Source organism: Klebsiella sp. 1SOBk5mer, from assembly GCF_046603115.1.
Classification (GTDB): Bacteria; Pseudomonadota; Gammaproteobacteria; order Enterobacterales; family Enterobacteriaceae; genus Klebsiella; species Klebsiella quasipneumoniae.
On record NZ_JBKIUU010000008.1, the window covers coordinates 133,801 to 160,063 of the forward strand.

General features: G+C 58.0%; 22 protein-coding genes. 13 read left to right on the forward strand and 9 right to left on the reverse strand.

All coding sequences use genetic code 11. From position 1 onward, the window contains the following. Nucleotides 1-76: 76 nt before the first annotated feature. Nucleotides 77-1,255, forward strand: coding sequence for a D-xylose utilization transcriptional activator XylR (gene xylR, locus ACLH1U_RS18335; protein WP_023291336.1), 1,179 nt, complete (start codon nt 77-79; stop codon nt 1,253-1,255). 61 nt (nt 1,256-1,316) lie between these two features. Here the strand turns inward: xylR and ACLH1U_RS18340 are convergent, their stop codons facing one another. Further along, complete coding sequence (locus ACLH1U_RS18340) at nt 1,317-2,135, reverse strand: protein bax (protein ID WP_060589859.1); 819 nt, start codon at nt 2,133-2,135, stop codon at nt 1,317-1,319. A gap of 313 nt (nt 2,136-2,448) precedes the next feature. Here ACLH1U_RS18340 and ACLH1U_RS18345 point away from each other — a divergent pair, with 313 nt between their 5' ends. Together ACLH1U_RS18345 and avtA are read left to right on the forward strand one after the other, a co-directional pair. Beyond that, the gene (locus tag ACLH1U_RS18345; RefSeq protein WP_044525030.1) at nt 2,449-4,482 is read left to right on the forward strand and encodes an alpha-amylase; all 2,034 of its coding nucleotides are present in this window, start codon (nt 2,449-2,451) and stop codon (nt 4,480-4,482) included. Between the two features lie 167 nt (nt 4,483-4,649). Next, nucleotides 4,650-5,906 carry a valine--pyruvate transaminase gene (avtA, locus tag ACLH1U_RS18350; protein ID WP_072421055.1) on the forward strand — a complete coding sequence of 419 codons (1,257 nt, stop codon included), beginning with the start codon at nt 4,650-4,652 and terminating at the stop codon, nt 5,904-5,906. A gap of 42 nt (nt 5,907-5,948) precedes the next feature. Here avtA and ACLH1U_RS18355 read toward each other — a convergent pair whose 3' ends face one another. After that, nucleotides 5,949-6,434, reverse strand: coding sequence for a 4Fe-4S dicluster domain-containing protein (locus ACLH1U_RS18355; protein WP_032454347.1), 486 nt, complete (start codon nt 6,432-6,434; stop codon nt 5,949-5,951). Between the two features lie 110 nt (nt 6,435-6,544). Next, entirely contained in the window at nt 6,545-7,360 is an 816-nt protein-coding gene (locus ACLH1U_RS18360) for a helix-turn-helix domain-containing protein (RefSeq protein ID WP_255894591.1), read from the reverse strand. Nucleotides 7,361-7,611: 251 nt separating this feature from the next. On the opposite strand from ACLH1U_RS18360, the gene ACLH1U_RS18365 reads away from it, so the two are divergent. Together ACLH1U_RS18365 and ACLH1U_RS18370 are read left to right on the forward strand one after the other, a co-directional pair. Next, on the forward strand, nt 7,612-9,012 hold the full coding sequence (locus tag ACLH1U_RS18365) for an MFS transporter (protein ID WP_064158060.1): 1,401 nt from the start codon (nt 7,612-7,614) through the stop codon (nt 9,010-9,012). Between the two features lie 9 nt (nt 9,013-9,021). After that, nucleotides 9,022-10,971, forward strand: coding sequence for a glycoside hydrolase family 127 protein (locus tag ACLH1U_RS18370; RefSeq protein ID WP_368764076.1), 1,950 nt, complete (start codon nt 9,022-9,024; stop codon nt 10,969-10,971). 74 nt (nt 10,972-11,045) lie between these two features. On the opposite strand, the gene selB is transcribed toward ACLH1U_RS18370, so the two are convergent. The 5 genes from selB to ACLH1U_RS18395 all read right to left on the reverse strand — a co-directional run bounded on the left by selB (nt 11,046) and on the right by ACLH1U_RS18395 (nt 16,587). Further along, nucleotides 11,046-12,887 (reverse strand): selenocysteine-specific translation elongation factor, encoded by a 1,842-nt coding sequence (gene selB, locus ACLH1U_RS18375; RefSeq protein WP_411299389.1) that lies wholly within the window; start codon nt 12,885-12,887, stop codon nt 11,046-11,048. Beyond that, nucleotides 12,884-14,272 (reverse strand): L-seryl-tRNA(Sec) selenium transferase, encoded by a 1,389-nt coding sequence (gene selA / locus ACLH1U_RS18380; RefSeq protein WP_411299390.1) that lies wholly within the window; start codon nt 14,270-14,272, stop codon nt 12,884-12,886. The genes selB and selA overlap by 4 nt, the downstream gene beginning before the upstream one ends. Nucleotides 14,273-14,377: 105 nt before the next feature. Beyond that, nucleotides 14,378-14,986, reverse strand: a complete 609-nt coding sequence (locus tag ACLH1U_RS18385) for a glutathione S-transferase (RefSeq protein WP_411299391.1) — start codon at nt 14,984-14,986, stop codon at nt 14,378-14,380. A 92-nt stretch (nt 14,987-15,078) separates the two neighbouring features. Further along, complete coding sequence (locus tag ACLH1U_RS18390; RefSeq protein ID WP_023291343.1) at nt 15,079-16,215, reverse strand: HlyD family secretion protein; 1,137 nt, start codon at nt 16,213-16,215, stop codon at nt 15,079-15,081. A gap of 3 nt (nt 16,216-16,218) precedes the next feature. Then, on the reverse strand, nt 16,219-16,587 hold the full coding sequence (locus ACLH1U_RS18395; RefSeq protein WP_032454354.1) for a DUF3302 domain-containing protein: 369 nt from the start codon (nt 16,585-16,587) through the stop codon (nt 16,219-16,221). Nucleotides 16,588-17,125: 538 nt separating this feature from the next. Here ACLH1U_RS18395 and mtlA point away from each other — a divergent pair. The 3 genes from mtlA (at nt 17,126) to mtlR (ending at nt 20,878) form a co-directional block, all read left to right on the forward strand. Then, nucleotides 17,126-19,033, forward strand: a complete 1,908-nt coding sequence (gene mtlA / locus ACLH1U_RS18400; protein ID WP_023291345.1) for a PTS mannitol transporter subunit IICBA — start codon at nt 17,126-17,128, stop codon at nt 19,031-19,033. 100 nt (nt 19,034-19,133) lie between these two features. Beyond that, on the forward strand, nt 19,134-20,282 hold the full coding sequence (gene mtlD / locus ACLH1U_RS18405) for a mannitol-1-phosphate 5-dehydrogenase (protein WP_085551491.1): 1,149 nt from the start codon (nt 19,134-19,136) through the stop codon (nt 20,280-20,282). Beyond that, nucleotides 20,282-20,878: a mannitol operon repressor MtlR gene (gene mtlR, locus ACLH1U_RS18410; protein ID WP_002922401.1), complete on the forward strand. Its 597-nt coding sequence runs from the start codon at nt 20,282-20,284 to the stop codon at nt 20,876-20,878. Before mtlD ends, mtlR begins: the two co-directional genes overlap by 1 nt. Here the strand turns inward: mtlR and ACLH1U_RS18415 are convergent. Continuing rightward, nucleotides 20,867-21,091, reverse strand: a complete 225-nt coding sequence (locus tag ACLH1U_RS18415) for a hypothetical protein (protein ID WP_002922402.1) — start codon at nt 21,089-21,091, stop codon at nt 20,867-20,869. The genes mtlR and ACLH1U_RS18415 overlap by 12 nt on opposite strands. A gap of 272 nt (nt 21,092-21,363) precedes the next feature. Between ACLH1U_RS18415 and ACLH1U_RS18420 the strand changes: the two genes are divergently transcribed. The 5 genes from ACLH1U_RS18420 (at nt 21,364) to trmL (ending at nt 26,194) form a co-directional block, all read left to right on the forward strand. After that, nucleotides 21,364-21,726, forward strand: coding sequence for a YibL family ribosome-associated protein (locus ACLH1U_RS18420; protein ID WP_002922410.1), 363 nt, complete (start codon nt 21,364-21,366; stop codon nt 21,724-21,726). A gap of 281 nt (nt 21,727-22,007) precedes the next feature. After that, nucleotides 22,008-23,663 (forward strand): L-lactate permease, encoded by a 1,656-nt coding sequence (gene lldP / locus ACLH1U_RS18425; protein ID WP_023291347.1) that lies wholly within the window; start codon nt 22,008-22,010, stop codon nt 23,661-23,663. Next, the gene (gene lldR / locus ACLH1U_RS18430; RefSeq protein WP_072421061.1) at nt 23,660-24,433 is read left to right on the forward strand and encodes a transcriptional regulator LldR; all 774 of its coding nucleotides are present in this window, start codon (nt 23,660-23,662) and stop codon (nt 24,431-24,433) included. The genes lldP and lldR overlap by 4 nt, the downstream gene beginning before the upstream one ends. Continuing rightward, on the forward strand, nt 24,433-25,617 hold the full coding sequence (gene lldD / locus ACLH1U_RS18435; RefSeq protein ID WP_032454357.1) for an FMN-dependent L-lactate dehydrogenase LldD: 1,185 nt from the start codon (nt 24,433-24,435) through the stop codon (nt 25,615-25,617). Before lldR ends, lldD begins: the two co-directional genes overlap by 1 nt. Nucleotides 25,618-25,720: 103 nt before the next feature. Continuing rightward, nucleotides 25,721-26,194 carry a tRNA (uridine(34)/cytosine(34)/5-carboxymethylaminomethyluridine(34)-2'-O)-methyltransferase TrmL gene (trmL, locus tag ACLH1U_RS18440; RefSeq protein ID WP_023291348.1) on the forward strand — a complete coding sequence of 158 codons (474 nt, stop codon included), beginning with the start codon at nt 25,721-25,723 and terminating at the stop codon, nt 26,192-26,194. Nucleotides 26,195-26,263: the final 69 nt, after the last annotated feature.

Consider the following 26,263-nt stretch of genomic DNA (forward strand, 5'->3'; position numbering starts at 1 on the left):
GTGAATGAGAAAGCCAGGCCATCGGCAACATCATGAATGAAGGGGTATGACCGGGGTTAGAGCAGGAACATCATCTATGTTTGAAAAGCGTCACCGTATTACGCTGTTATTTAACGCCAACAAAGCTTATGACCGCCAGGTGGTTGAGGGTGTCGGCGAGTATCTGCAGGCCTCTCAGCTGGAGTGGGATATCTTTATTGAAGAGGATTTTCGGGCACGAATCGAAAACATCAAAGAGTGGCTAGGCGATGGCGTTATCGCCGACTATGACGATCCCGAAATCGAAAAGCTACTGGCCGATGTCAACGTCCCCATCGTCGGCGTCGGCGGCTCTTATCATCAGCCAGAGCAGTACCCGCCGGTCCACTATATCGCCACGGACAACACCGCGCTGGTGGAAAGCGCCTTTCTTCATCTGAAGGAAAAAGGGGTACACCGCTTCGCGTTTTACGGACTGCCCACCTCCAGCGGTAAACGCTGGGCGGTAGAGCGTGAGTATGCCTTCTGCCAGTTGGTGGCGAAGGAGAAGTACCGCGGCGTGGTCTACCAGGGGCTGGAGACGGCGCCGGAAAACTGGCAGCACGCGCAAAACCGGCTCGCCGACTGGCTGCAAACGCTGCCACCGCAAACCGGCATTATCGCCGTCACCGACGCGCGCGCCCGCCACGTCCTGCAGGCCTGCGAGCTGCTGCATATCCCGGTGCCCGAGAAACTGTGCGTTATTGGCATCGATAATGAGGAGCTGACCCGCTACCTCTCGCGCGTCGCCCTCTCCTCCGTCGCCCAGGGCACCCGCCAGATGGGTTATCAGGCGGCAAAATTGCTCCACCGGCTGCTGAATAACGAGGCGCTCCCGCTGCAGCGCCAGCTGATCCCGCCGATGCGCGTCGTTGAACGACGTTCCACCGACTACCGGTCGTTAAACGATCCCTCCGTGATTCAGGCGATGCATTACATTCGCAACAATGCCTGTAAAGGCATCAAGGTGGAGCAGGTGCTCGACGCCGTCGGCATTTCACGTTCCAACCTGGAGAAACGCTTTAAAGAGGAGGTCGGGGAGACCATCCACACGGTGATCCACAGCGAGAAACTGGAAAAGGCGCGCAGCCTGCTGGTATCCACCAGCCTGTCGATCAATGAAATTTCACAAATGTGCGGCTACCCGTCGCTGCAATATTTCTATTCGGTGTTTAAGAAAGAGTACGACGTGACGCCGAAGGAGTACCGTGACCGGCACAGTGAAGTCATGATGTAGAGAGCAAAGAAAAATGCCCGGGCTTGCGCGCCGGGCATGAATAATCACGTAGATAAGCACATTACATGTGCGCGGCAATTAACCGCTGGTTATCCTGATACATCGCGAAGAGATAGTTGTTGTAGCTCGACCCTCTGGTCGAATAGCCCTTCAGCTTATGAATCATGGTACTAGCCGTTACTTCCTGATCCGCCTTGCGCAGCTGCAGGCGCGATTTGCGGAAAGAGGAATAGGCCGGGTGAGTGTTCAGGTTTGTGACGTAAGCCTGCACCGACTGCTCCACCGACTCAAACTGCGAGTAGCCTTTCATCGCGCCGCGGCAGCGACCAGCGCCGCACTTCATGCCGAACAGATTGTTGTTCTCACGCGCCAGCTTGGAAGTACCCCAGCCACTTTCCGCCGCCGCCATGGTCGCGACCATGCTGTTCGGAATAATGTCGACACGCTCAAGTAGCGTGTTCCAGGGCACATGACGCGTATTGCCTGACCACTTCACCTTATAACGTGTCGCGATGTCTTTCAGGCGCGCCTTTTCGCTCGGCGACCAGCGAGCATCGTACTGCTTGGATACAAGCCAGTTACGATCCGCAGTAATCGCCTGATTCTGCTTGGTAATATAAGGCATGACCGTCCGGAGAAACGCTTTTTTCCTTGGTGTTCCGGAAGGGTATTTTCGCAAGTCAGGAAGTGAACTGCTCTTTACACTATTGCGAGAATACTCTTGTTTACTGCTTACCTTAGTACTACTTATCTTCTTAACCGTTGGGGCTTTATGACTCTTTGTTGCTGTGTGCGTTGTTGCCAACACACTACCTGAAAAGACGCAGGTTAGTAACATAAGTATGGCGGCCCCATATCGTCGTATGGGATTCGATATCATCAGGTCTCCTGGTCGGATATATGCATTCCAACACCTTGTTTTTCACAAAAAAACGATAGCTGAATCGCTAATAGTATCAAAAATACGCACTGAGAGCATCAACAGAAATAGTCCAATTCCGAATTGCTGTCATCTGAAATCGGTTTCTGCGCCGCATCGCTAGCGCGAAAATGCTAGCTTCGTCTCATTTTTAGCCTATTTTTTGAGCGGTGTCACTCACCCCTTTTCATCCTCCTGGTAAAACGTCCGTCGGGAGGAGTTCACTCGCGCGGCAACAAGGCACACTAGCTAAAAACCGCTCAAGGATCCCGCAATGAAACTCGCTGCGCTTGCCACGTTATTCGTGCCTGGGATGGCCTTTGCCGCCTGGACTACCGCCGACTTCCCTGCTTTTACCGAAGAAGGGACGGGTCGCTTCATCAGCCAGAAAGTGGTTGAGAAGGGTACACGTCCCCTGCAGCTAAATTTTGACCAACAGTGCTGGCAGCCTTCCGGCGGCATTAAGCTCAACCAGATGCTCTCCATGGAACCCTGTCGCGGCACGCCGCCGCAATGGCGCATCTTCCGCCAGGGTCTGTATACCCTGGAAGTGGATACCCGCTCCGGCACGCCGACGATGATGATTTCGCTGGAAGAAAAAGAGGCCAGCGCCGCGGCGCCGCAGATCCGCCAGTGTCCGAAGTGGGATGGAAAACCTCTCACCCTCGACGTCAGTAAAACCTTCCCCGAGGGCAGCAAAGTTCGCGATTTCTACAGCGGCAATGTCGCGACCGTCAGCGGCGGCAAAATCACGCTGCAGCCCGCCTTCGGCAGCAATGGTCTGCTGCTGCTCGAGCGCGCCGAGACGGCCGCGCCGGCGCCGTTCGACTGGCACAACGCCACCGTCTACTTCGTCCTGACCGACCGCTTCGTGAACGGTAATCCGGCCAACGACAATAGCTATGGCCGACATAAAGACGGCATGCAGGAGATCGGCACCTTCCACGGCGGCGACCTGCAGGGATTAACCAGCAAGCTGGATTATCTGCAGCAGATGGGGGTCAATGCCCTGTGGATCAGCTCCCCGCTCGAGCAGATCCACGGCTGGGTCGGCGGCGGGACGAAAGGCGATTTTCCACACTACGCCTACCACGGCTATTACACCCAGGACTGGTCGAAACTGGACGCCAATATGGGGACCGAAGCCGATCTCCGTCGGCTGGTGGATGAAGCGCATAAGCGCGGAATACGTATTCTGTTCGACGTGGTGATGAACCATACCGGTTACGCCACCCTGGCCGACATGCAGGAGTTCCAGTTCGGCTCTCTGTATCTGCAAGGGGATGAGCTGAAAAAAACCCTCGGCGAGCGCTGGACGGACTGGAAGCCCGGCGCGGGCCAGACCTGGCACAGCTTTAACGACTATATCAACTTCAGCGATAAAGCCGGGTGGGAGAAATGGTGGGGCAAGAAGTGGATCCGCACCGATATCGGCGATTACGACAACCCGGGCTATGACGATCTCACCATGTCACTGGCCTTCCTGCCGGATCTGAAAACCGAATCGAAGGAGGCGTCGGGCCTGCCGAACTTCTACAGCCATAAACCGGACACTGCGGCGAAAGCGATCCCGGGCTATACGCCGCGCGACTACCTGACGCACTGGCTGAGCCAGTGGGTGCGCGACTACGGCATCGACGGCTTCCGCGTCGATACCGCTAAACATGTGGAGATGGACGCCTGGCAGCAGTTAAAAACCCAGGCCACCGCCGCGCTGGCGGAGTGGAAGAAAGCCAATCCGGATAAAGCGCTGGATGCGGCGCCGTTCTGGATGACCGGCGAAGCCTGGGGACACGGGGTGATGGAGAGCGATTACTATCGCCACGGTTTTGATGCGATGATCAATTTCGACTACCAGGACCAGGCGGCGAAAGCGGCTAACTGCATGGCCAACATTGACCTCACCTGGCAGCAAATGGCGGACAAGCTGCAGAGCTTTAACGTCCTGAGCTACCTCTCCTCGCACGATACGCGCCTGTTCCGCGAAGGCGGCACCACGGCGGCAGAGCTGTTGCTGCTGGCCCCTGGCGCCGTGCAGATCTTCTATGGTGACGAGTCGTCGCGCCCGTTCGGCCCCACCGGCTCGGACCCGCTGCAGGGCACCCGTTCAGAGATGAACTGGCAGGATGTCAACGGTAAAGCGGCCCGCAGCGTTACCCACTGGCAGAAGATCGGCCAGTTCCGCGCGCGCCATCCGGCGATCGGTATGGGCAAACAGACAACGCTGTCGATGCCGCGGGGTTACGGATTCGTGCGCGAGAGCGGTGAAGACAAAGTGATGGTCATCTGGGCCGGACAACAGCAGTAAAGCAGGAGTGGCTCCCTGCCCGGCGGGGAGCCAGTCAGAACAATACGCTGATAAAATATCGATTCACAGGATAAAAACAAAAACACTCCCCTTCCCTTCGATTTGCACCTCGCTGGCGCTGGCGTTATGGTTAGCCACTTTCCAGAACCACCGACAGACGATTCGCGATGACATTTTCCCTTTTCGGCGACAAATTCACCCGTCATTCAGGCATTACCCGCCTGATGGAAGACCTTAATGACGGTCTGCGCACGCCGGGCGCTATTATGCTGGGCGGCGGCAACCCCGCTCAGATCCCGGAGATGAATGACTACTTCCAGCGGCTGCTCTCCGACATGCTGGATAATGGTAAAGCCCTTGATGCGCTTTGTAATTATGATGGTCCGCAGGGCAAAAGCGAGCTGCTGAGCCTGCTGGCGAAGATGCTGCGCGACGAGCTGGGCTGGGAGATCGAACCACAGAATATTGCGCTAACAAATGGCAGTCAGAGCGCATTTTTCTACTTGTTTAATCTGTTCGCAGGCCGTCGGGCAGATGGCACCACCCGTAAGGTGCTGTTCCCCCTGACGCCGGAATATATCGGCTATGCCGATGCCGGCCTGGAAGAGGATCTGTTCGTTGCCACCCGGCCGAATATCGAACTGCTGCCGGAAGGCCAGTTCAAGTACCACGTTGATTTTGAGCATCTGCAGGTGACGGAAGAGACCGGGATGATCTGCGTCTCGCGCCCCACCAACCCGACCGGCAACGTCATCACTGATGAAGAGCTGATCAAACTGGATGCGCTGGCGAATCAGCATGGGGTCCCGCTGGTGATTGATAACGCCTACGGCGTGCCGTTCCCGGGCATTATTTTCAGCGACGCCCGACCGCTGTGGAATCCGAACATCGTGCTGTGTATGAGCCTGTCCAAGCTGGGCCTGCCGGGCAGCCGCTGCGGGATTATCATCGCCAACGAGAAAATCATCACCGCCATCAGCAACATGAACGGCATTATCAGCCTCGCGCCCGGCGGTATCGGGCCGGCAATGATGTGTGAAATGATTAAACGTCAGGATCTGCTGCGCCTGTCAGAGACAGTGATCAAACCCTTCTATTACCAGCGGGTGCAGGAGACCATCGCCATTATTCGCCGCTATCTGCCGGAGGAGCGCTGCCTTATTCACAAACCGGAGGGGGCGATCTTCCTCTGGCTGTGGTTTAAGGATCTGCCGATCTCCACCGAACTGCTGTATCAGCGGCTGAAAAAGCGCGGCGTGCTGATGGTGCCGGGGGATTTCTTCTTCCCGGGACTCGATAAACCGTGGCCGCATACCCACCAGTGCATGCGCATGAACTATGTGCCGGACCCGCAAAAAATCGAGGCCGGGGTGAAAATTCTCGCCGAAGAGGTTGAATTCGCCTGGCGCGAACAGGAAGCCTAATCCCTGACGCCGCTGACGGGAAACGCCCGTTAGCGGACCCGCTCACGCCAGCGCCAGCCGCTGGCGTTTTTGCGCGCATAGCGCCTCCAGCTCCGCGGGAGCCATCACCCGCAGCGCCTGCGTCGGGCAGGCGGCTACGCAGGCCGGCCCCTCGGCGCGGTGGTGACATAAATCGCATTTCAGCGCCTGCGCCTGCTGGTTCACCACCGTGACGGTCATTGCGCCGTACGGGCAGGCCACCATGCAGCTTTTACAGCCGATGCAGCGGCGCTGATCGACCCACCAGACGTCCTCCTCCCGACGAATCGCCCCCTGCGGGCAGACGCTGGCGCAAGGCGCATCCTCGCACTGCCGACAGGCCGTCGCCGTTGATATCTCGCCGCTTTTCACCACCCGGATACGCGGCGTGAAATGGCCTGTCGACAGCATGGAGACATCCTGCGCCTGCTGGTGCGCCACCGCGCAGGCCACTTCACAGGTACGACAGCCAATACACTGCTGGGCATTGGCAATAAGAAACCGGTTCATCCTCTGCTCCCTGGGGATAAAACCGCAGGGTGCCAGAATAATCCCTGCCCGCGCTTTGATCCTGAATGGAATCAGCGCTGTTTTTAGTCACTAGCACAAGTGATTTTTCATTACGCTGAATTAATGTGCTCCTTACAGTAGCGGCGCTTCCAGGCTGCAGGCGTGAGGCTGGTGTGCTTGCGAAAGATCTTGCGAAAATAACCGACGTCATTAAAGCCGCACTGGCTCGCGACTTCGGTCAACGACAGTGAATCACTGATCAATAGCTTTTCCGCCGCTCTGACCCGCTGACGATGCAGCGCTTCGGTCAACGTCACGCGAAAAACGTGACGATAGACGCGTCCTAAATAGTCCGCATTACAGTGCAGCTCTTTCGCCAACGTCGATGCTGAAACAGGCAAGTGGTAACGGGTATGGATGATCTGCTGCGCTTTCCAGGCCAGCGCAGCGCCGGGACTGTCGTCCGGTTTTTCGCTTGCCGCCGCGGCAATCTGCTGCAGTATCAGCAATAACAGGAGCTCCAGCGCCATGCTGCGGTGAATATTCTCCTGTTCACGAAGAAACTGGCGAAACAGCGAAATAATGTATTGTGGATCGCTGACGCGGGTATGTTGCGGAACGTTAAGCAGCGCAGGCGGCAGAGACCGGACACTCTCCGTCAGTACTTCAAAATGCAGCCAATAAAATTTCAGGTCGGCGGGAAATTCCCCCACCCCAACATGAGAACGTTCTGGCCACAGCAGTAAACTCTCCCCTGCATTAACGTTAAATATTTCACCCTCCTCGCAAATCGTTAACGTCCCCTTTTCGACAAAAATAATTTCCCAGGACTGCAGTTTACGTGCCGGATGACTGCCGACGCCACGGGAAATAAATAAGCCGCCATTTTGTACGCGAATCGGGAGAGGCATGGATAATTCAAGCATATATATTTAATTTTCCGCTAACGAAACGATAAAAAATCTCTTTCCAACTGATTATTAATCATAAATTAACGCCTTTCCGGATCGGAATCACACTTTTATGACGAAGTCGGAATCGTCCTCTTTTTATACTTTTCCCTTCCCTTGTTGCCTCGTTTATTCGGTGCAAAATAATTAATGTATTTGCAAAAGACAAAAAATGTCCGCCGGTCAGACAGCGGAATAATTCTGAACATCATCTTCGGGAGTTATTTATGACTACGGCTCCGATTACGACAAGCGACCTCACGAAGCACGTGCAGGACGCCAAATTATCTCTCCGTGAAAAAATAGGCTATGGTCTGGGCGACGCCGGTGGAACGGTCATCACCTGCCTGATCATGAACTTTCTCACTTTTTTCTATACTGACGTCTTTGGGCTCACCCCGGCGCTGGTCGGTACTCTGTTCCTTGCGCTGCGCGTGTTTGATGCTATTTCCGATCCGATCATGGGCGTCCTCGCCGATCGGACCCAAAGCCGATGGGGACGTTTTCGCCCCTGGCAGCTATGGATTGCGGTTCCTATTGCAGCGATCGGGGTGCTGACCTTTACCGTGCCGGATGCCGGCATGGGGGTAAAAATCGCCTGGGCCTTCGGCACTTACCTGCTGCTTTCAGTCAGCTATACCGCGATTAACGTCCCCTACTGCGCGCTCATTAATACGATGACCACTCGCCATAGCGAGGTGATATCCTGCCAGGCATGGCGCTTTGTACTGTGCGGCGTGGCAGGATTCCTGGTCTCCGTGGGCCTGCCGTGGTTGGTTAAAGCGCTCGGTCAGGGGAATACCGCCCAGGGTTATCAGTATGGTGTCGGCGTACTCTGCGCCATCGCGGCGGTGATGTTTTTGTGCTGCTTTTTCTGGGTACGTGAGCGTGTTTCCCTGGAGATGCTCGGCAAATTCACCCTGCGCGAACATATCGCCGGTCTGCGTAAAAACGATCAGTTGTTACTCATGCTGGCGATGTCATTCCTGTTGATCAACGTGTTTAACATTCGCGGTGGCGGCTACATGTACTTTATTACCTATGTACTGGGCGGCTCTACTGGCTATACATCGCTGTTTTTCACCATGGTCACCTTTTCCTCGATTCTGGGCGCCGCGATCGTCAATTGGCTGTCGCGCCACGTTGATACCGTCAAGCTCTATTACTACACCAATCTGGTATTGGCCTTACTGGCGGTGGGGATGTGGTTCCTGCCAACCGGTCCGTCCTGGCAAACGCTATGGCTGGTGGTCATTCTCGGCAATGGCATCATCCTGGGCTTTACCCTACCGCTGCATTTTTCGTTGATGGCCTTCTCTGATGATTATGGTGAATGGAAGACGGGTGTCCGTTCGTCAGGGATGAACTTTGCTTTCAACCTGTTCTTTATCAAGCTGGCATGGGCCTCCAGTGCGGGCATTATCAGCCTGGTATTTATCTACGTTGCTTATCAACCCGGCGCCAGCAACCAGACTCCATCCTCACTATCGGGGATCACGGCGATGGAAACCCTGCTGCCCGCGCTGTTCCATCTGTTGCTGGCCTTCGCTATCCGCGCCTGTAAGCTCAACAATCCCATGATGTCGCGCATTGCAACCGATCTGCGCGCACGTCACATTCAGTCTTAAGGAGAAATCATGGAAGTCGATCTGCACAAACTGAAAGTTAACGATCCGTTTCTGGGTCAGTATCAGCAACTGGTGCGTGATGTCGTCATTCCCTATCAGTGGGATGCCCTCAATGACCGGATCGCCGAGGCTGAACCCAGCCATGCGATAGAAAACTTCCGTATCGCCGCAGGTCAGCAGGCAGGGGAATTCTACGGAATGGTGTTCCAGGACAGCGATGTGGCGAAATGGCTGGAGGCAGTCGCCTGGTCATTGTGTCAGAAGCCAGATGCGGAACTGGAAAAAACCGCCGACGAGGTGATTGAGCTGATTGCCGCCGCGCAATGTGAAGATGGTTATCTGAACACCTATTTTACGGTGAAAGCGCCCGGGGAACGCTGGACCAATCTCGCCGAATGCCATGAATTGTACTGTGCCGGTCACTTGATTGAGGCTGGGGTGGCATTCTTCCAGGCAACCAGTAAACGCCGCCTGCTGGAGGTGGTATGTCGCCTCGCCGATCATATCGACAGCGTCTTTGGTCCGGACGGCAATCAGCTGCACGGCTACCCGGGACACCCTGAAATAGAGCTGGCGTTAATGCGTTTGTACGATGTGACTCAGGAACCACGCTATATGGCGCTGGCTAATTACTTCGTTGAACAGCGTGGGACACAGCCGCATTTCTATGACATCGAATATGAAAAACGCGGCAAAACCTCCTTCTGGAATACCTATGGGCCGGCGTGGATGGTGATGGATAAACCCTACAGCCAGGCGCATTTGCCGCTTGCCGAACAGACCACCGCTGTGGGTCACGCGGTTCGCTTTGTTTATTTAATGGCCGGCGTAGCGCACCTTGCACGCCTGAGCAAGAACGAAGGCAAACGCCAGGACTGCCTGCGGTTATGGAAAAACATGGTCCAGCGTCAGTTGTATATTACGGGCGGCATTGGCTCACAGAGCAGCGGGGAAGCCTTCAGCAGCGATTACGATCTGCCGAATGATACCGTTTATGCGGAAAGCTGCGCCTCTATCGGGCTGATGATGTTCGCGCGCCGCATGCTGGAACTGGAAGCCGACAGCCAATATGCTGATGTGATGGAGCGCGCGCTTTACAATACCGTTCTGGGCGGTATGGCGATGGACGGTAAACATTTCTTCTACGTCAACCCACTGGAAGTGCAGCCCAAGGCTTTAAAATTCAATCATATTTATGACCATGTTAAGCCTGTTCGTCAGCGCTGGTTCGGCTGTGCCTGTTGCCCACCGAATATCGCTCGTCTCCTGACCTCGCTGGGACATTATATCTATACGCCACGCGAAGAGGCGTTGTATATCAATCTCTACGTCGGTAATCAGGCTGAGATCCCGGTAGGAGAAAAGACGTTACGTCTGCGTATCAGCGGTGACTATCCCTGGCAGGAACAGGTCAAAATTGTCATCGAGTCTCCGTCAGCATTGAACCATACGCTGGCGCTGCGTCTCCCGGACTGGTGCGAGGGGGCACAGCTCACCCTGAACGGCGCGCCGGTCACGCAGGATATACGCCAGGGCTATCTGCATATCCAACATCTCTGGCAGGAAGGCGACACCCTGATGCTAACGTTGCCGATGCCGGTTCGCCGGGTATATGGTAATCCGCTGGTTCGCCACCAGGCAGGCCAGGTGGCGCTGCAACGCGGTCCACTGGTTTATTGTCTTGAACAAGCTGATAACGGTGAGGCGCTGCATAACCTACTGCTGCCACGCGATGCCAGGTTCACGGTGTTTGAAGGAAAGGGGCTGTTTGCTCACAAAATGTTGATTCAGGCCCCAGGCTATAGAAAACATGCAGAAAACGCCGATGCGCAGAAGCTGTGGAGCTACGATCACCCTCTGGCCACCCCCCATTCACAGACGTTGACCTTTATTCCCTGGTTTAGCTGGGCAAACCGCGGAGAAGGCGAAATGCGTATCTGGGTTCGGGAAGCCGAATAAGGCCAGGCACAACGCGACCCCCTCTTCCCCGGCAACACACCGTTCGCTGTCCGCCGGGGAGCAGGCGTTAACGATTAAAGAAACAATGCTTTATCGCGCAGGATATGATCGTTGCCGCGACGACGGGTGTAGCCAATCCGATCGAAATACTCGAGGATCTGGATCGCCAGCTTCCGCCCTACGTTTAAGGTATCGCGAAAATCCGCCGCGCAGGTTGAGCCGCGCAGCTGATCCAGCTCGCGCACCCGCTGGGCGAACTGCACAATGCGATCGTTGCGGTAGTAACGATCTTTGACGATCGCGGTAATCATCCCCTGCTGCGCCGCCTGGCGCAGCACCGCTCGCATCAGGGACTCTTCAACATGGACTTCGCGCGCGAGATCGCGCACCCACCAGGGATCATCGCCGAACAGGGTCTCCACCTTCCGCCAGACCGCCTGCTGCTCGTCGGTAAACCCGGCTTTATGCTCGGGCAGATGCAGCCAGCCGTGATGGCTGTGGACTAAACCGCTCTCGCGCATCTGCTCAATCAGCAGCAGCACCAGCGCTTCCTCTTCCATCGGCAGCGCAATGCGGCGCAGGCGCTCCCGGCCAGGGCCCGGCTCGTCGCGATGCTGCTCATGGTAGCGCGCCAGGGCATCCAGCAATTTTCGCTGCCAGCGGGCGGCAAGCGGCGCACTAAGCAGGCGCTGTCCGGCCTGCAGATAGTCCGGTCGCTGGATCAAGGCCGCCATTCCGGCTTCACTCAGCTGCCGCGCCCAGGCGAAGCGCTCAAGCCGGACGGCGCCCCGCTGCAGATGCAGCTCCAGGGCCTGCGCATCGTCAGCGCCGACCGCCGCCAGGGCGTGCAGCCACTGCAGATACTCCGGTTTACGCTTGCCGCGGCGCGGGGGATCCAGCGTCACCACCCGTGCGCCGGCCAGCGTCAAGCGAGCGGAGATATCGCGGAGCACCAGCCGGTCGTTATCCGCCAGCCACAGCGGAGTATCCAGCACCAGCTCCGCCAGGCCGCCCTCCAGGAGCGACACCCGGCCGGTGATGTGGCTGGCAGCGTGGTGAATATGCAGCGGCTGCCACTGGCTGAGCGGCGTATGGCACTGCAGTTCGACAATCACCCGCTCTGCAGGCTCCGGCGGCGGTGAGGAGAGCAGCCAGTCGCCGCGGTGCAATGCACCTTTCTGCGCATCACCGACAATATTCAGCGCAATGCGCTGCCCGGCGTGCGCCTGCTCAACCGCTTGATTCTGGGCATGCAGGCCGCGGACGCGCATCGGCGTGTTGACGCCGGTGAGCCACAAAGTATCCCCGACCCGAACTTCGCCGGAGAGCGCCGTCCCGGTGACCACCAGCCCCGCCCCTTTGACGGTAAAGGCGCGATCCAGCGCCAGGCGAAAACGCCGCTGCTGTGGATGGGGGCGCTCCGCAAGCTGCAGCAGATGGCTGCGCAGTTCGGCAATACCGATGTTATCCACCGCCGCGGTGGGGAAGAAAGCGGCGGCGTCAAAGCCCAGTTCGCGCAGGGTCTGCTCGACCTCCGCCTGAACCTCCGCCACCCTGGCGGCCGCCACGCGGTCCGTCTTGGTGAGCGCTACCGTCAGCGTCGGCTTTCCGGTCAGCTGCAGGATCGCCAGGTGTTCGCGGGTTTGCGCCATCACGCCGTCATCGCAGGCCACCACCAGCAGCGCATGGTCGATCCCTCCCACCCCCGCCAGCATGTTGGACAAAAACTTTTCGTGCCCGGGCACGTCAATAAATCCCAGCACCCGCCCGTCCGGCTGCGGCCAGTAGGCATAGCCGAGATCGATCGTCATTCCCCGCGCTTTCTCTTCCGGCAGACGATCGGCATTCACGCCGGTTATCGCCTGCAGCAGCGTCGTTTTGCCGTGGTCAACATGTCCAGCGGTGGCAATAATCATCGTAACAACATCTCCATAAACCGGGTTTCATCTTCCAGACAGCGCAGGTCCAGCCAGAGCCGACCGTCATAAATGCGGCCAATCACCGGGCACGGCAGCGCGCGCCAGCGGGCCGCCAGCGCCTCCAGCCGGCTGCCGCGGCCGTCATGCGGGGTAAAGGTCAACGCCGCGCCAGGCAGACGGTCGACAGGTAACGAGCCGCTGCCAATCTGCGACTGGCAGGCTGCCACGTTGACGGCAAAATCAGCATAGTATGCCGCCAGGGCAGGCTGCAGACGTTCGGCCTGCCGGCGGATTTCGTCCGCCGGGCGGGTAAGCAGGCGCAGCGTCGGTAAGGTGTCCCGCAGCGCTTCCGGATGCTGATAGAGGCGCAGCGTGGCTTCCAGCGCCGCGAGGGTCATTTTATCCGCGCGCAGGGCCCGCTTCAGCGGATGGCTTTGCAGGCGGGCAATCAGCGCGCGTTTGCCGACGATAATTCCGGCCTGCGGGCCGCCAAGCAGTTTGTCGCCGGAGAAACTGACCAGGCTCACCCCGGCGGCGATCATCTCCTGCGGCATCGGCTCCTTGGGCAGGCCATACTGACTGAGATCCACCAGCGACCCGCTCCCCAGGTCGGCCACCACCGGGACGTCCAGCTCGCGGCCGATGACCGCCAGCTCCGCTTCGTCGACGGCTTTGGTAAAGCCTTCAATGCTGTAGTTGCTGGTGTGGACCTTCATCAGCAGGGCGGTATTGTCATTCACCGCCTGGCGATAGTCTTTGGCATGGGTGCGGTTGGTGGTGCCCACTTCGTGCAGCTGACAACCCGCCTGGCGCATCACGTCGGGGATGCGGAACGCCCCGCCGATCTCCACCAGCTCGCCGCGGGAGACCACCACCTCCCTGCCGCTGGCGGTAGCCGCCAGCATCAGCAGAACGGCCGCCGCGTTGTTGTTCACGATACAGGCATCTTCCGCGCCGGTGATCTGGCACAGCAGATCGGCAATGGCGCGATCGCGATGGCCACGCCCGGCGTCGTCGAGATCATATTCGAGCGTCACCGGCGCGCGCATCGCGCTGGCGACCGCCTCCACCGCCGCCTCAGCCTGGATGGAGCGCCCGAGATTGGTGTGCAGCACCGTACCGGTGAGATTAAACACCGGACGCAGGGCGCTCTGCCTTCTGGCGGTCAGCCGCTGCGCGCAGGCGCTCAGCCAGTCATGGCTCCAGTCAGGCAGTGTCTGACACTGGCGGATCTGTTCCCGCGCCTCGTCCAGCATCTGGCGCAGCTGCGTCACCACCTGCGAATGGCCGTGCTGCGTCAGCAGGGAGGAAAAAGCGGGGTCGCGGAGTAAGCGGTCAATGGCCGGAAGCCGGGTATAAAGCGCACGAATTTCGGTAGTCATCAATGGGCCTGGCGGTTAGTTATTTTCCCCCCTCCCGACGGGAGAGGGAGTCAACAATCAGCGGCGATTGTAACGCCTCCTTGCGCAAACTGTTACCTGTCTGGGTCAAGTCCGCGGCGGTTCGGTGCGCGCAAAGCTGGCGCGCTGGAACAGCGCATCCACCAGCTTCACCAGCTGCGGCCGGGTGGCGCACCAGCCCGGCGCCACCCGGCGAAAGTTCAGGTAGGCGATGGCGCAGGCCGTGGAGATGGTCGCCAGATTGACCTCGTCGCCGCGCAGCGTCCCGTCCGCCGCGCAGGCTTCCAGCCTGTCGAGGCCGCGCGCCACTTTCTCCCGCTGGCGGAGCAGCTCTTGCTCTGACTGTTGGGTCGCGGGGCGAGCCTTTTCGCGCACCAGCGCCTGGGCGGCCTCCATCACCCCATCCGCCAGCGCCTCTAGCTGGCGCATCCTGAGAGCGGCTCTGGGATCGGCGGGGATCATCGGCGGCGCCACGCCCAGCAGCTCGAGATACTGGGCGATAACCGGGGAGTCAAACCAGCATTCGCCGTCATCCGTCACCAGCGCCGGCACTTTGCCCAGCGGGTTATAGCGCGCCACGCCGTTGCTTTCGCTGTAGGGGGATTCGTTGACAAACTCAAAAGGGATGCGCTTTTCCAGCAGGATCACCGATATTTTGCGCACAAAGGGACTGGTGTAGCTGCCGATCAGTTTCATAGCCTGCTCCTTATCGCCAACAAAGATATGAGTATGGCTCAGGGCGAGGTAAAAGGCAGGTGAGCCTCCCGCTCAACCTGCCGCCGATCGCATTAATGGTCGAGATAGAGGTAGTGCATCCAGCTGGTCATGCGCAGCAGCACTTTACGCATCACCGAAACGTGGGCGAAATGGTCGGAGTAGACCGCCACCTGAGCGTAGATGCCATCGGGTAGCGCATCAATTTCAGCATTCGGATCGAGCTCGATGGTCGCCAGCACGCCATCGCTGCCCGGCGTCACGGTCAGCGACTGCAACGCCCCCTGCGCCTGATAGGTCCCCCCGGGCACCACCGGTAAAATGCTCACCAGTTTACCGTGGAACACCTGTCCGGGCAGGGCATTAAACACCGCTTCCGCGTCGTCGCCCTTCTCCAGCCTTAACAGCGAATTTTGCCTGAACTGGGCGACGATCAGCCGTTTTTGCTCGGGGATAAACACCATCACCGGCCGTAGCGGCAGCGAGGCGGCGTAGGTCCCCGGACGGATCAACACCTGAGTGATATACCCATCGCTGGGCGCCCGCACGGTGGTCTGATCGAGATTATATTTCGCCTCCGCCAGCTGGGCGCGCAGGCTGGCCACTTGCGACTGTTCGCCGTTGATCATGCTATCCAGCTGGCTCTGGATCTGCGCCTGCTCCGCCACCGACGCCTTGACCAGCGCGTCCTGGGCCAGATAATTCTGCCTGGCGTTATCGATGTCGCTTTCCGAGAACGGATTCACCCGCGCCTGGCTGCCTTTCAGGTAGCGCTGATAGTCCTTGTATAAGCGATCGCGTTCCGCCGACACGCGGGTGGTGTTGGCCTGGGCTTCAGAGAGCTGCGCCTTGAGGGTGTTAATACTGTGCAGCGCTGTCACCAGGTCGGCCTGCAGGCGATCGACCCGCGCCTGATAGCGCGCCGGGTCAATGGTAAATAACACCTCGCCCTTTTCGACGCGCTGATTCGCTTTGTCGGTGACGCTGCTGACAACCCCGGTCACCTGCGGCGTAATAGGAATAGATATTACCGCCTTTTGCGCCAGAAAGGTGTAAGGGTGGTTATAGTTCATTAATAAAATAAGCGCGCTAACAATAAATACGCCCCCCAGCGCCGCGGTGGGAACCGTCCATTTATTAACCGGTATTTTGAAGATTTTAAATATCGACCAAGCGATGGCCACGTAGGTCAAAATGATCAACAGATCCATAGTTTATTTCTCCGCCGCAGCGGTGGACTGTGGCCGCTGGATGGCCGCCACCTGATGTTCAAGGTCGCTCAGTCGTTGGCGAAGCTGTTGTATATCCGTCTCTTTTTCAGGTTCGTCGGGGTCCGTATTCGCCTTATGCTGCATGCCCCAACCGCGCTCAGGCTGGTACAGCGTGGCCCATATCCATAAAAACGGCCAGATGACGTGGAGAGTAAAAAGACTGACCCATCCGGCGACATGAATAGCATCGGAATGGGGGTGGTTGCGTTTTTTGGCAATCAAATAAGGAATATCGTGAATAATGATAATTCCATAAAAAATGACCAGAAAAACGAAGATCAGAACGCCCAGCGCAAAATAATTGAGAAACATAATTCCCTCGGCTTTACGCTAATAATTTATATGAATTTTAATCACGGCCCACTGATATCCGGACCGCTGATTTGAGCATAATTCACCCCTTTCATTTTTGCCATCCGGCGGAAAAAAGTTATTTAACAAACATGGTTGCTTAGTTACAGCGCCGCCTCGCCCTGGCCGCAAAACCGGGCCGAGATCACAGCGGCAAAAATCCACCGTGAAATTCTTTGTGATCAAAATCACAAACAAACAACAAAAACACGAAACAAAATTGTGACAAATATCACACAAAAACGCAGATTAGCGGCAAAAACGGCGGTCTGTTGTTTTTTTACACAGCTATTATGTGATCGCAATCACTACAAAACCCGCTCCGCCCCCTATATTCATGTGATCTAACTCACACTTAAGGGCGCTGGCTGGACAGCTAAACGATTCAGTGCCAGATTTCGCACTATCAATCAGGGCCCGGCTACCTCTGCCGCCACATTAACAACAAACCTCGGGCTTTTAGCCTGCGCGATACGCAAAACAGAAGAAGGGGTGTTTTATGTCATCCGATATCAAGATCAAAGTGCAAAGCTTTGGTCGTTTTCTCAGCAATATGGTGATGCCGAATATCGGCGCGTTTATCGCGTGGGGTATCATCACCGCGCTTTTCATTCCGACAGGGTGGTTGCCAAACGAAACGCTGGCGAAGCTGGTCGGTCCGATGATCACCTACCTGCTGCCGCTGCTGATCGGTTACACCGGCGGTAAATTAGTCGGCGGCGAACGTGGCGGCGTGGTCGGGGCGATCACCACCATGGGCGTTATCGTCGGCGCGGATATGCCGATGTTCCTCGGCTCCATGATCGCCGGCCCGCTGGGCGGCTACTGCATCAAGAAATTCGATAACTGGGTAGACGGTAAGATCAAATCCGGTTTTGAAATGCTGGTGAATAACTTCTCCGCCGGCATCATCGGGATGATCCTCGCCATTCTCGCCTTCCTCGGCATCGGCCCGGCGGTAGAAGTTCTGTCGAAAATTCTGGCGGCTGGCGTTAACTTCATGGTGGCGCACGACATGCTGCCGCTGGCGTCTATCTTCGTGGAACCGGCAAAAATCCTGTTCCTCAATAACGCCATCAACCACGGTATCTTCTCGCCGCTGGGTATTCAGCAGTCCCACGAGCTGGGTAAATCCATCTTCTTCCTGATTGAAGCTAACCCGGGTCCGGGGATGGGCGTTCTGCTGGCGTACATGTTCTTTGGCCGCGGCAGCGCTAAACAGTCTGCAGGCGGGGCGGCTATCATCCACTTCCTGGGGGGTATCCATGAAATCTACTTCCCGTACGTGCTGATGAACCCACGTCTGATCCTGGCCGTTATCCTCGGCGGGATGACCGGTGTCTTCACCCTGACCATCCTCAACGGCGGTCTGGTCTCTCCGGCTTCCCCGGGCTCTATCCTGGCGGTGCTGGCGATGACGCCGAAAGGGGCCTACTTCGCGAACATCGCAGCCATTATCGCCGCGATGGCGGTCTCCTTCGTCGTCTCTGCGGTTCTGCTCAAGACCAGCAAAGTCAAAGAAGAAGACGATATCGAAGCCGCAACCCGTCGTATGCATGACATGAAAGCGGAATCCAAAGGCGCCAACCCGCTGGCGGCTGGCAATGTCACCAACGACCTGAGCCATGTGCGTAAAATCATCGTCGCCTGCGACGCCGGGATGGGCTCCAGCGCCATGGGCGCCGGGGTACTGCGCAAGAAAGTGCAGGATGCCGGCCTGAGCAACATCTCGGTCACCAACAGCGCCATTAATAATCTGCCGCCGGATGTTGACCTGGTGATCACCCACCGCGACCTGACCGAGCGCGCCATGCGCCAGGTACCGCAGGCGCAGCATATTTCGCTGACCAACTTCCTCGACAGCGGTCTGTACACCAGCCTGACCGAGCGTCTGGTGGCGGCCCAGCGCCACATCGACAACGAAGTTAAAGTCACCGATAGCCTGAAAGACAGCTTTGATGATACGGACAAAAACCTGTTCAAGCTGGGTGCGGATAACATCTTCCTCGGTCGCAAAGCGGCCACCAAAGAAGAAGCCATTCGCTTCGCCGGCGAGCAGCTGGTGAAAGGCGGCTACGTCGAACCGGAATATGTGCAGGCGATGCTGGACCGCGAAAAACTGACCTCGACCTATCTCGGCGAGTCCATCGCGGTGCCGCACGGCACCATCGAAGCGAAAGACCGCGTGCTGAAAACCGGCGTCGTCTTCTGCCAGTACCCGGAAGGAGTGCGCTTTGGGGAAGATGAAGACGATGTTGCCCGCCTGGTGATCGGCATCGCCGCCCGCAACAACGAGCACATTCAGGTGATTACCAGCCTGACCAATGCGCTGGATGACGAAACGGTGATTGAGCGCCTGGCGAAAACCACCAGCGTCGACGACGTACTGGCGCTGCTGAATAAATAATCAGCGCTATCCAACCCTCTCCTTTGGGAGAGGGTTGGGGTGAGGGAAAAAGCCTCACCCCAGCCCTCTCAGGTAAAAACATTAATTGAAGGTTAATACTATGAAAGCATTACATTTTGGCGCAGGTAATATCGGACGTGGCTTTATCGGTAAACTGCTGGCCGACGCGGGCATCGACCTGACGTTTGCCGATGTCAATCAGACCGTACTTGATGCCCTGAATGCCCGTCATAGCTACCAGGTTCACGTCGTTGGCGAAAATGAGCAGGTGGATACCGTCTCCGGCGTGAATGCCGTCAGCAGCATTGGCGACGAGGTAGTGGAGTTGATCGCCAGCGTCGACCTGGTGACCACCGCCGTCGGTCCCGTCGTTCTTGAGCGCATCGCCCCGGCCATCGCCAGAGGGCTGGCGAAGCGCAAGGCGCAGGGCACCGAACGCCCGCTGAACATTATCGCCTGCGAAAACATGGTGCGCGGCACCACGCAGTTAAAAGGCCACGTATTTAACGCCCTGGCGGAGGAAGATAAGGCCTGGGTGGAAACCCATATCGGCTTCGTCGACTCCGCCGTTGACCGTATTGTGCCGCCATCGGCGTCCGCTACCCATGACCCGCTGGAAGTCACCGTGGAAACCTTCAGCGAATGGATCGTCGATAAAACCCAGTTCAAGGGCGAACTGCCGACCATCCCGGGAATGGAATTAACTGATAACCTGATGGCATTTGTCGAACGCAAGCTCTTCACCTTGAACACCGGGCATGCTATAACCGCCTACCTCGGAAAACTGGCGGGCCACCAGACGATTCGCGACGCGATACTCGACGAGAAAATTCGGGCCGTCGTGCAGGGCGCGATGGAGGAGAGCGGCGCGGTGCTGATCAAACGCTACGCCTTTGACCCGCAGAAGCACGCGGCTTATATCCAGAAAATTCTTGGCCGTTTCGAGAACCCGTACCTGAAAGACGATGTCGAGCGCGTTGGCCGTCAGCCGCTGCGCAAACTGAGCGCCGGCGACCGTTTAATTAAGCCGCTGCTGGGTACGCTGGAATACGGCCTGCCGCACCGCAATCTGGTGAAAGGGATTGCGGCGGCGATGCATTTCCGTAGCGAAGACGATCCGCAGGCGCAGGAGCTGGCGACACTGATCGCCGACAAAGGGCCGCAGGCCGCGCTGGCGCAGATTTCCGGCCTTGACGCGGCAAGCGATGTCGTCGCGGAGGCCGTTAACGACTACAACGCGGTAAAATGATGCACAACCTGGCGCGGCCGACGTCGCGCCCATTACGACTCCTGTCAGATATGCAGGCAATGATGGAAGAAACACAAGCATTTGAAAACCGTGTGCTTGAGCGTCTGAATGCTGGCAAAACCGTACGAAGCTTCCTGATCGCCACCGTCGAGCTGTTAACGGAAGCGGTCAATATTCTGGTGCTTCAGGTGTTCCGTAAAGACGACTACGCGGTGAAATACGCCGTCGAGCCCTTGCTGGAGGGCAGCGGGCCGCTCGGCGATCTCTCAGTACGCCTGAAGCTGATTTATGGCCTTGGGGTGATAAGTCGTGCCGAATATGAAGACGCCGAGCTGCTGATGGCCCTGCGCGAAGAGCTTAATCACGACGGCAATGAGTACAGCTTTACCGACGACGAAATTATCGGTCCGTTCGGCGAACTGCACTGCGTCGCCGCCCTGCCGCCAACGCCGCAGTTTGATGACAGCGACGCCGAACTGCTGGCAATGCAGAAACTGCGTTACCAGCAGATGGTGCGTTCAACGATGGTGTTGTCCTTGACTGAGCTGATTTCACGAATCAGCTTAAAAAAAGCCTTCCAGAAATCAACGCTCTGATTCCGGCTCCGTCTGGTCGCAGGTCGGCCGGTAAAGCTGACGATAATATTCCAGACGCTGCAGAAACAACGCTTCCTTATCCTGAGGGATATCTCGCGGTACATGCTGCAGCCGCGGAGACTTTTTCAAATACTCCATAAACGCCTGACTGGAAGCCATAAAATCAACCGCTTTGTCGATTAAACGTGGTACGCCGTCGCCGATCTTTGCCATCACGTCCTCCTTTTGGGAATAATCTGATTAAGCATTAGCCAATTCACCGGCGTGGGTTAAGGAAAACGTGCTTATCTGCCGACAGGCTTCACAGAAATGAAATTAGCGCGGGTATCGGAAGGAATAATTATAAAATTCAAATTATTAGCAGATTAAGGTATCGTATTCTGACGGCGATAAACGGCGAATTTTTGATAAATAGCTATCAACAATAGCGGTCACGGCACATACTATAGGCGAATGAAGCCCCTTTATTAACAGATCAAATCACCATGAAAGAAGTCGAAAAGAATGAAATCAAACGTCTGAGCGATCGTCTCGACGCCATCCGCCACCAGCAGGCCGAGCTGTCGCTGGTGGAAGCTGCCGATAAATACGCGGAGCTGGAGAAAGAAAAAGCCACTCTGGAAACGGAGATTGAACGTCTGCGTTCCGTCCAGAGCCAGAAGCTGAGCAAAGAGGCGCAGAAGCTGATGAGCCTGCCGTTCCGCCGCGCGATTACCAAAAAAGAGCAGGCCGATATGGGCAAGCTGAAGAAAAGCGTCCGCGGCCTGGTGGTCGTCCATCCGATGACCGCCCTGGGCCGGGAAATGGGCCTGAAAGAGATGACCGGTTTCGCCCGCAGCGAATTCTGATCCCCAGCCCTCTCCGTTCGGAGAGGGTTATTCTATCCTACCCCCCCTTTTTCGTTCCCTGCCCGGCCGATTGGTCCAACCAATAATTTTATCTACCCCCCGGCAGTTCACAAATCCATCAAAATACATCACAAACCCGTTGCCTAAGAGTAACATCTGGTTAACCATTCGTTGTCATCAACCCTGCTATCCCTAATTGGCCGGGCCAATTTTACCTACGACGGGTCGGCAAAGAGCGCAGACTCAGCCCACCCGTCCTGGCGGCCCGATGGAGACCCTGCATGAATCTCTGGCAACAAAACTACGATCCCGCCGGTAATATCTGGTTATCCAGTCTTATCGCATCGCTACCGATTCTGTTTTTCTTTTTTGCGCTGATAAAGCTCAAACTGAAAGGCTATCTCGCCGCTACCTGGACCGTTGCGATCGCCCTGGCCGTCGCATTGCTGTTCTATAAAATGCCGGTGGACCGCGCCCTGGCCTCGGTGGTGTATGGCTTCTTCTACGGACTGTGGCCCATCGCCTGGATTATTATTGCCGCAGTCTTCGTCTATAAAATCTCGGTGAAGACCGGACAGTTCGACATCATCCGCTCGTCGATCCTGTCGATTACGCCTGACCAGCGCCTGCAGATGCTGATCGTCGGCTTCTCGTTCGGCGCCTTTCTCGAAGGGGCGGCGGGATTTGGCGCGCCGGTGGCGATTACCGCGGCGCTGCTGGTCGGCCTCGGGTTTAACCCGCTGTATGCCGCAGGCCTGTGCCTGATCGTCAACACCGCGCCGGTGGCCTTCGGCGCGATGGGCATCCCGATCCTGGTGGCCGGTCAGGTGACCGGTATCGACAGCTTCGCCATCGGCCAGATGGTGGGTCGCCAGCTGCCGTTCCTGACCATTATCGTGCTGTTCTGGATCATGGCGATTATGGACGGCTGGCGGGGCATCAAAGAGACCTGGCCGGCGGTGATGGTCGCAGGCGGCTCGTTCGCTATCGCCCAGTACCTCAGCTCTAACTTCCTTGGCCCGGAGCTGCCGGACATCATCTCATCGCTGGTCTCCCTGGTCTGCCTGACCCTGTTCCTCAAACGCTGGCAGCCGGCGCGCATCTTTCGCTTTGGCGATATCGGCGCCTCGCAGGTGGATATGACGCTGGCCCGCACGCGCTACACCGCGGGACAAGTGATCCGCGCCTGGTCGCCGTTCCTGTTCCTGACCGCCACCGTGACCCTGTGGAGCGTGCCGCCGTTCAAAGCGCTGTTCGCACCGGGCGGCGCGATGTATGACTTCGTCATCAATATTTCGGTGCCGTTCCTCGACAAAATGGTCGCCCGCATGCCGCCGGTGGTCAGCGCCGCGACGCCTTACGCCGCCATCTATAAGTTTGACTGGCTGTCGGCAACCGGCACCGCCATTCTGTTCGCCGCCCTGCTGTCCATCGTCTGGCTGCGCATGAAGCCGAAAGACGCGCTGACCACCTTCGCCGGAACGCTGAAGGACCTGGCGCTGCCGATCTACTCTATCGGCATGGTGCTGGCGTTCGCCTTTATCTCCAACTACTCCGGGCTGTCGTCGACCCTGGCCCTGGCGCTGGCCCATACCGGCCACGCGTTTACCTTCTTCTCGCCATTCCTGGGCTGGCTGGGGGTATTCCTGACCGGTTCGGACACCTCGTCTAACGCCCTGTTCGCCGCGCTGCAGGCAACGGCGGCGCAGCAGATTGGCGTCTCCGATATCCTGCTGGTCGCAGCCAATACCACCGGCGGCGTCACTGGCAAGATGATTTCCCCGCAGTCGATCGCCATCGCCTGCGCCGCGGTAGGCCTGGTGGGTAAAGAGTCGGATCTGTTCCGCTTTACCGTCAAACACAGCCTGATCTTCACCTGCATGGTGGGTCTGATCACTACGCTGCAGGCCTACGTTTTAACCTGGATGATACCGTGATAGTGATGCCTAAACGCCTGGCCGACGACGTGGCGCGTCGCGTCCGGGCGCTGATTGAAGAACAACAGCTGGAGGCGGGCATGCGACTGCCCGCCGAGCGCCAGCTCGCCGCTCAGCTCGGCGTCTCGCGCAATTCCCTGCGCGAAGCGCTGGCGATGCTGGTCAATGAAGGGGTGCTGCTGAGCCGTCGCGGCGGCGGCACTTTCGTCCGCTTTCAGCATGAGCCGTGGTCGGAGCAAAACATCGTCCAGCCGCTGAAGACGCTGCTGGCCGATGACCCTGACTACAGCTTCGACATCCTCGAGGCCCGCCACGCCATCGAAGCCAGCACCGCGTGGCACGCGGCGATGCGGGCCACCGACGCCGATAAAGAAAAAATTCGCCTGTGCTTTGAAGCGACCCAGAGCGAAGACCCGGATATCGCCTCGCAGGCGGACGTCCGCTTTCATCTGGCCATCGCCGAAGCCTCGCATAACGTGGTGCTCCTGCAAACCATGCGCGGCTTTTTCGACCTGCTGCACTCCTCCGTCAAGCAGAGCCGTCAGCGGATGTATCTGGTGCCGCCGGTGTTTGCCCGCCTGACCGAACAGCACCAGGCCGTCATGGAGGCGATTGTCTCCGGCGACGCCGAGGCGGCGCGCCAGGCGATGATGGCCCACTTAGGTTTTGTCCACGCCACCATTAAACGTTTTGATGAAGACCAGGCCCGCCAGGCGCGAATTACCCGCCTGCCCGGCGATGCTATTGATAATTCCAGGGAGAATTCGTGATGATTATTTCCGCCGCCAGCGACTATCGCGCCGCCGCCCAGCGTATCCTGCCGCCGTTCCTGTTCCACTATATCGACGGCGGGGCTTACGCCGAGCATACCCTGCGCCGCAACGTCGAGGACCTTTCCGACGTGGCGCTGCGCCAGCGTATTCTGCGCAATATGTCGGACCTGAGCCTCGAGACCACCCTCTTCAACGAGAAGCTGGCGATGCCGACGGCGCTGGCGCCGGTGGGGCTGTGCGGAATGTACGCCCGCCGCGGCGAAGTGCAGGCCGCCGGCGCAGCGGATGACAAAGGCATTCCGTTTACCCTCTCCACCGTTTCCGTCTGTCCGATCGAAGAGGTCGCCCCGACCATCAAGCGGCCGATGTGGTTCCAGCTGTATGTTCTGCGCGACCGCGGCTTTATGCGTAATGCGCTGGAGCGCGCGAAGGCGGCGGGTTGTTCAACGCTGGTCTTTACCGTCGATATGCCGACTCCCGGCGCCCGCTACCGCGACGCCCATTCCGGCATGAGCGGCCCGAACGCCGCCCTGCGCCGCTACTGGCAGGCGGTCACCCATCCGCAGTGGGCATGGGACGTTGGCCTCAACGGCCGTCCGCACGATCTGGGGAATATCTCCGCCTATCTCGGCCAGCCGACCGGCCTGGAGGATTACATCGGCTGGCTGGCGAATAACTTCGATCCGTCGATTTCATGGAAAGACCTCGAGTGGATCCGTGATTTCTGGGACGGACCGATGGTGATCAAAGGGATCCTCGACCCGGAGGACGCCCGCGATGCGGTGCGCTTCGGCGCCGACGGCATTGTGGTCTCCAACCACGGCGGCCGCCAGCTTGACGGCGTGCTCTCCTCCGCCCGCGCCCTGCCGGCGATTGCCGACGCGGTGAAGGGCGACATTACCATTCTCGCCGACAGCGGCATCCGCAACGGTCTCGACGTCGTGCGCATGATCGCCCTGGGCGCCGACAGCGTACTGCTGGGCCGCGCTTACCTGTACGCCCTGGCGACCCATGGCAAGCAGGGGGTGGCGAATCTGCTGAATCTGATCGAGAAAGAGATGAAGGTGGCGATGACCCTGACCGGCGCAAAAACCATCGCGGACATTAGCCGTGATTCGCTGGTGCAGAACACGGAGGCGCTGCAGACCTTCGATGCGCTGAAGCAGCATAACGCGGCATAAGCTGCGCCGTTTTGCTCTCCCCGGCCCTCACCCTCAGGGAGAGGGCCGGGGTGAGGGTTGACCAAATATCTGCTATTCTGCCCCCCGCAATTAAGGGGGCAGTATGCTGAACATCGTGTTATTCGAACCAGAGATCCCGCCGAACACCGGGAATATTATCCGCCTGTGCGCCAACACGGGCTTCAGTCTGCATATCATTGAGCCCATGGGCTTCACCTGGGACGATAAGCGCCTGAGACGCGCCGGACTGGACTATCACGAGTTCACCGCCGTGCAGCGCCACGCCGATTACGCGGCGTTTATCGCCAGCGCGCAGCCGCAGCGTCTGTTCGCCCTGACCACCAAAGGTACGCCGGCGCACAGCGCGGTGAGCTATCAGGATGGCGATTTCTTGATGTTTGGTCCGGAAACCCGCGGTCTGCCGGCCAGCATCCTTGATGCCCTGCCGCCGGAGCAGAAAATTCGGATTCCGATGATGCCGGACAGCCGCAGCATGAACCTGTCAAACGCGGTGTCGGTGGTGGTGTACGAGGCCTGGCGGCAGCTGGGGTATCCAGGCGCCGTGCTGCGCAGCTAACTGACCCTTCCCGGATGGCGGCGCACCGCGCCTTATCCGGGCGACATGCTGGCGGGCAGAGATCGTAGG

What these genes read in the sequence shown, in the direction of transcription:
- xylR (WP_023291336.1), top strand. Translation starts at nt 77, where the DNA reads ATGTTTGAAAAGCGTCACCGTATTACGCTGTTATTTAACGCCAACAAA.
- ACLH1U_RS18340 (WP_060589859.1), bottom strand. Translation starts at nt 2,135, where the DNA reads ATGATATCGAATCCCATACGACGATATGGGGCCGCCATACTTATGTTA.
- ACLH1U_RS18345 (WP_044525030.1), top strand. Translation starts at nt 2,449, where the DNA reads ATGAAACTCGCTGCGCTTGCCACGTTATTCGTGCCTGGGATGGCCTTT.
- avtA (WP_072421055.1), top strand. Translation starts at nt 4,650, where the DNA reads ATGACATTTTCCCTTTTCGGCGACAAATTCACCCGTCATTCAGGCATT.
- ACLH1U_RS18355 (WP_032454347.1), bottom strand. Translation starts at nt 6,434, where the DNA reads ATGAACCGGTTTCTTATTGCCAATGCCCAGCAGTGTATTGGCTGTCGT.
- ACLH1U_RS18360 (WP_255894591.1), bottom strand. Translation starts at nt 7,360, where the DNA reads ATGCTTGAATTATCCATGCCTCTCCCGATTCGCGTACAAAATGGCGGC.
- ACLH1U_RS18365 (WP_064158060.1), top strand. Translation starts at nt 7,612, where the DNA reads ATGACTACGGCTCCGATTACGACAAGCGACCTCACGAAGCACGTGCAG.
- ACLH1U_RS18370 (WP_368764076.1), top strand. Translation starts at nt 9,022, where the DNA reads ATGGAAGTCGATCTGCACAAACTGAAAGTTAACGATCCGTTTCTGGGT.
- selB (WP_411299389.1), bottom strand. Translation starts at nt 12,887, where the DNA reads ATGATTATTGCCACCGCTGGACATGTTGACCACGGCAAAACGACGCTG.
- selA (WP_411299390.1), bottom strand. Translation starts at nt 14,272, where the DNA reads ATGACTACCGAAATTCGTGCGCTTTATACCCGGCTTCCGGCCATTGAC.
- ACLH1U_RS18385 (WP_411299391.1), bottom strand. Translation starts at nt 14,986, where the DNA reads ATGAAACTGATCGGCAGCTACACCAGTCCCTTTGTGCGCAAAATATCG.
- ACLH1U_RS18390 (WP_023291343.1), bottom strand. Translation starts at nt 16,215, where the DNA reads ATGGATCTGTTGATCATTTTGACCTACGTGGCCATCGCTTGGTCGATA.
- ACLH1U_RS18395 (WP_032454354.1), bottom strand. Translation starts at nt 16,587, where the DNA reads ATGTTTCTCAATTATTTTGCGCTGGGCGTTCTGATCTTCGTTTTTCTG.
- mtlA (WP_023291345.1), top strand. Translation starts at nt 17,126, where the DNA reads ATGTCATCCGATATCAAGATCAAAGTGCAAAGCTTTGGTCGTTTTCTC.
- mtlD (WP_085551491.1), top strand. Translation starts at nt 19,134, where the DNA reads ATGAAAGCATTACATTTTGGCGCAGGTAATATCGGACGTGGCTTTATC.
- mtlR (WP_002922401.1), top strand. Translation starts at nt 20,282, where the DNA reads ATGCACAACCTGGCGCGGCCGACGTCGCGCCCATTACGACTCCTGTCA.
- ACLH1U_RS18415 (WP_002922402.1), bottom strand. Translation starts at nt 21,091, where the DNA reads ATGGCAAAGATCGGCGACGGCGTACCACGTTTAATCGACAAAGCGGTT.
- ACLH1U_RS18420 (WP_002922410.1), top strand. Translation starts at nt 21,364, where the DNA reads ATGAAAGAAGTCGAAAAGAATGAAATCAAACGTCTGAGCGATCGTCTC.
- lldP (WP_023291347.1), top strand. Translation starts at nt 22,008, where the DNA reads ATGAATCTCTGGCAACAAAACTACGATCCCGCCGGTAATATCTGGTTA.
- lldD (WP_032454357.1), top strand. Translation starts at nt 24,433, where the DNA reads ATGATTATTTCCGCCGCCAGCGACTATCGCGCCGCCGCCCAGCGTATC.
- trmL (WP_023291348.1), top strand. Translation starts at nt 25,721, where the DNA reads ATGCTGAACATCGTGTTATTCGAACCAGAGATCCCGCCGAACACCGGG.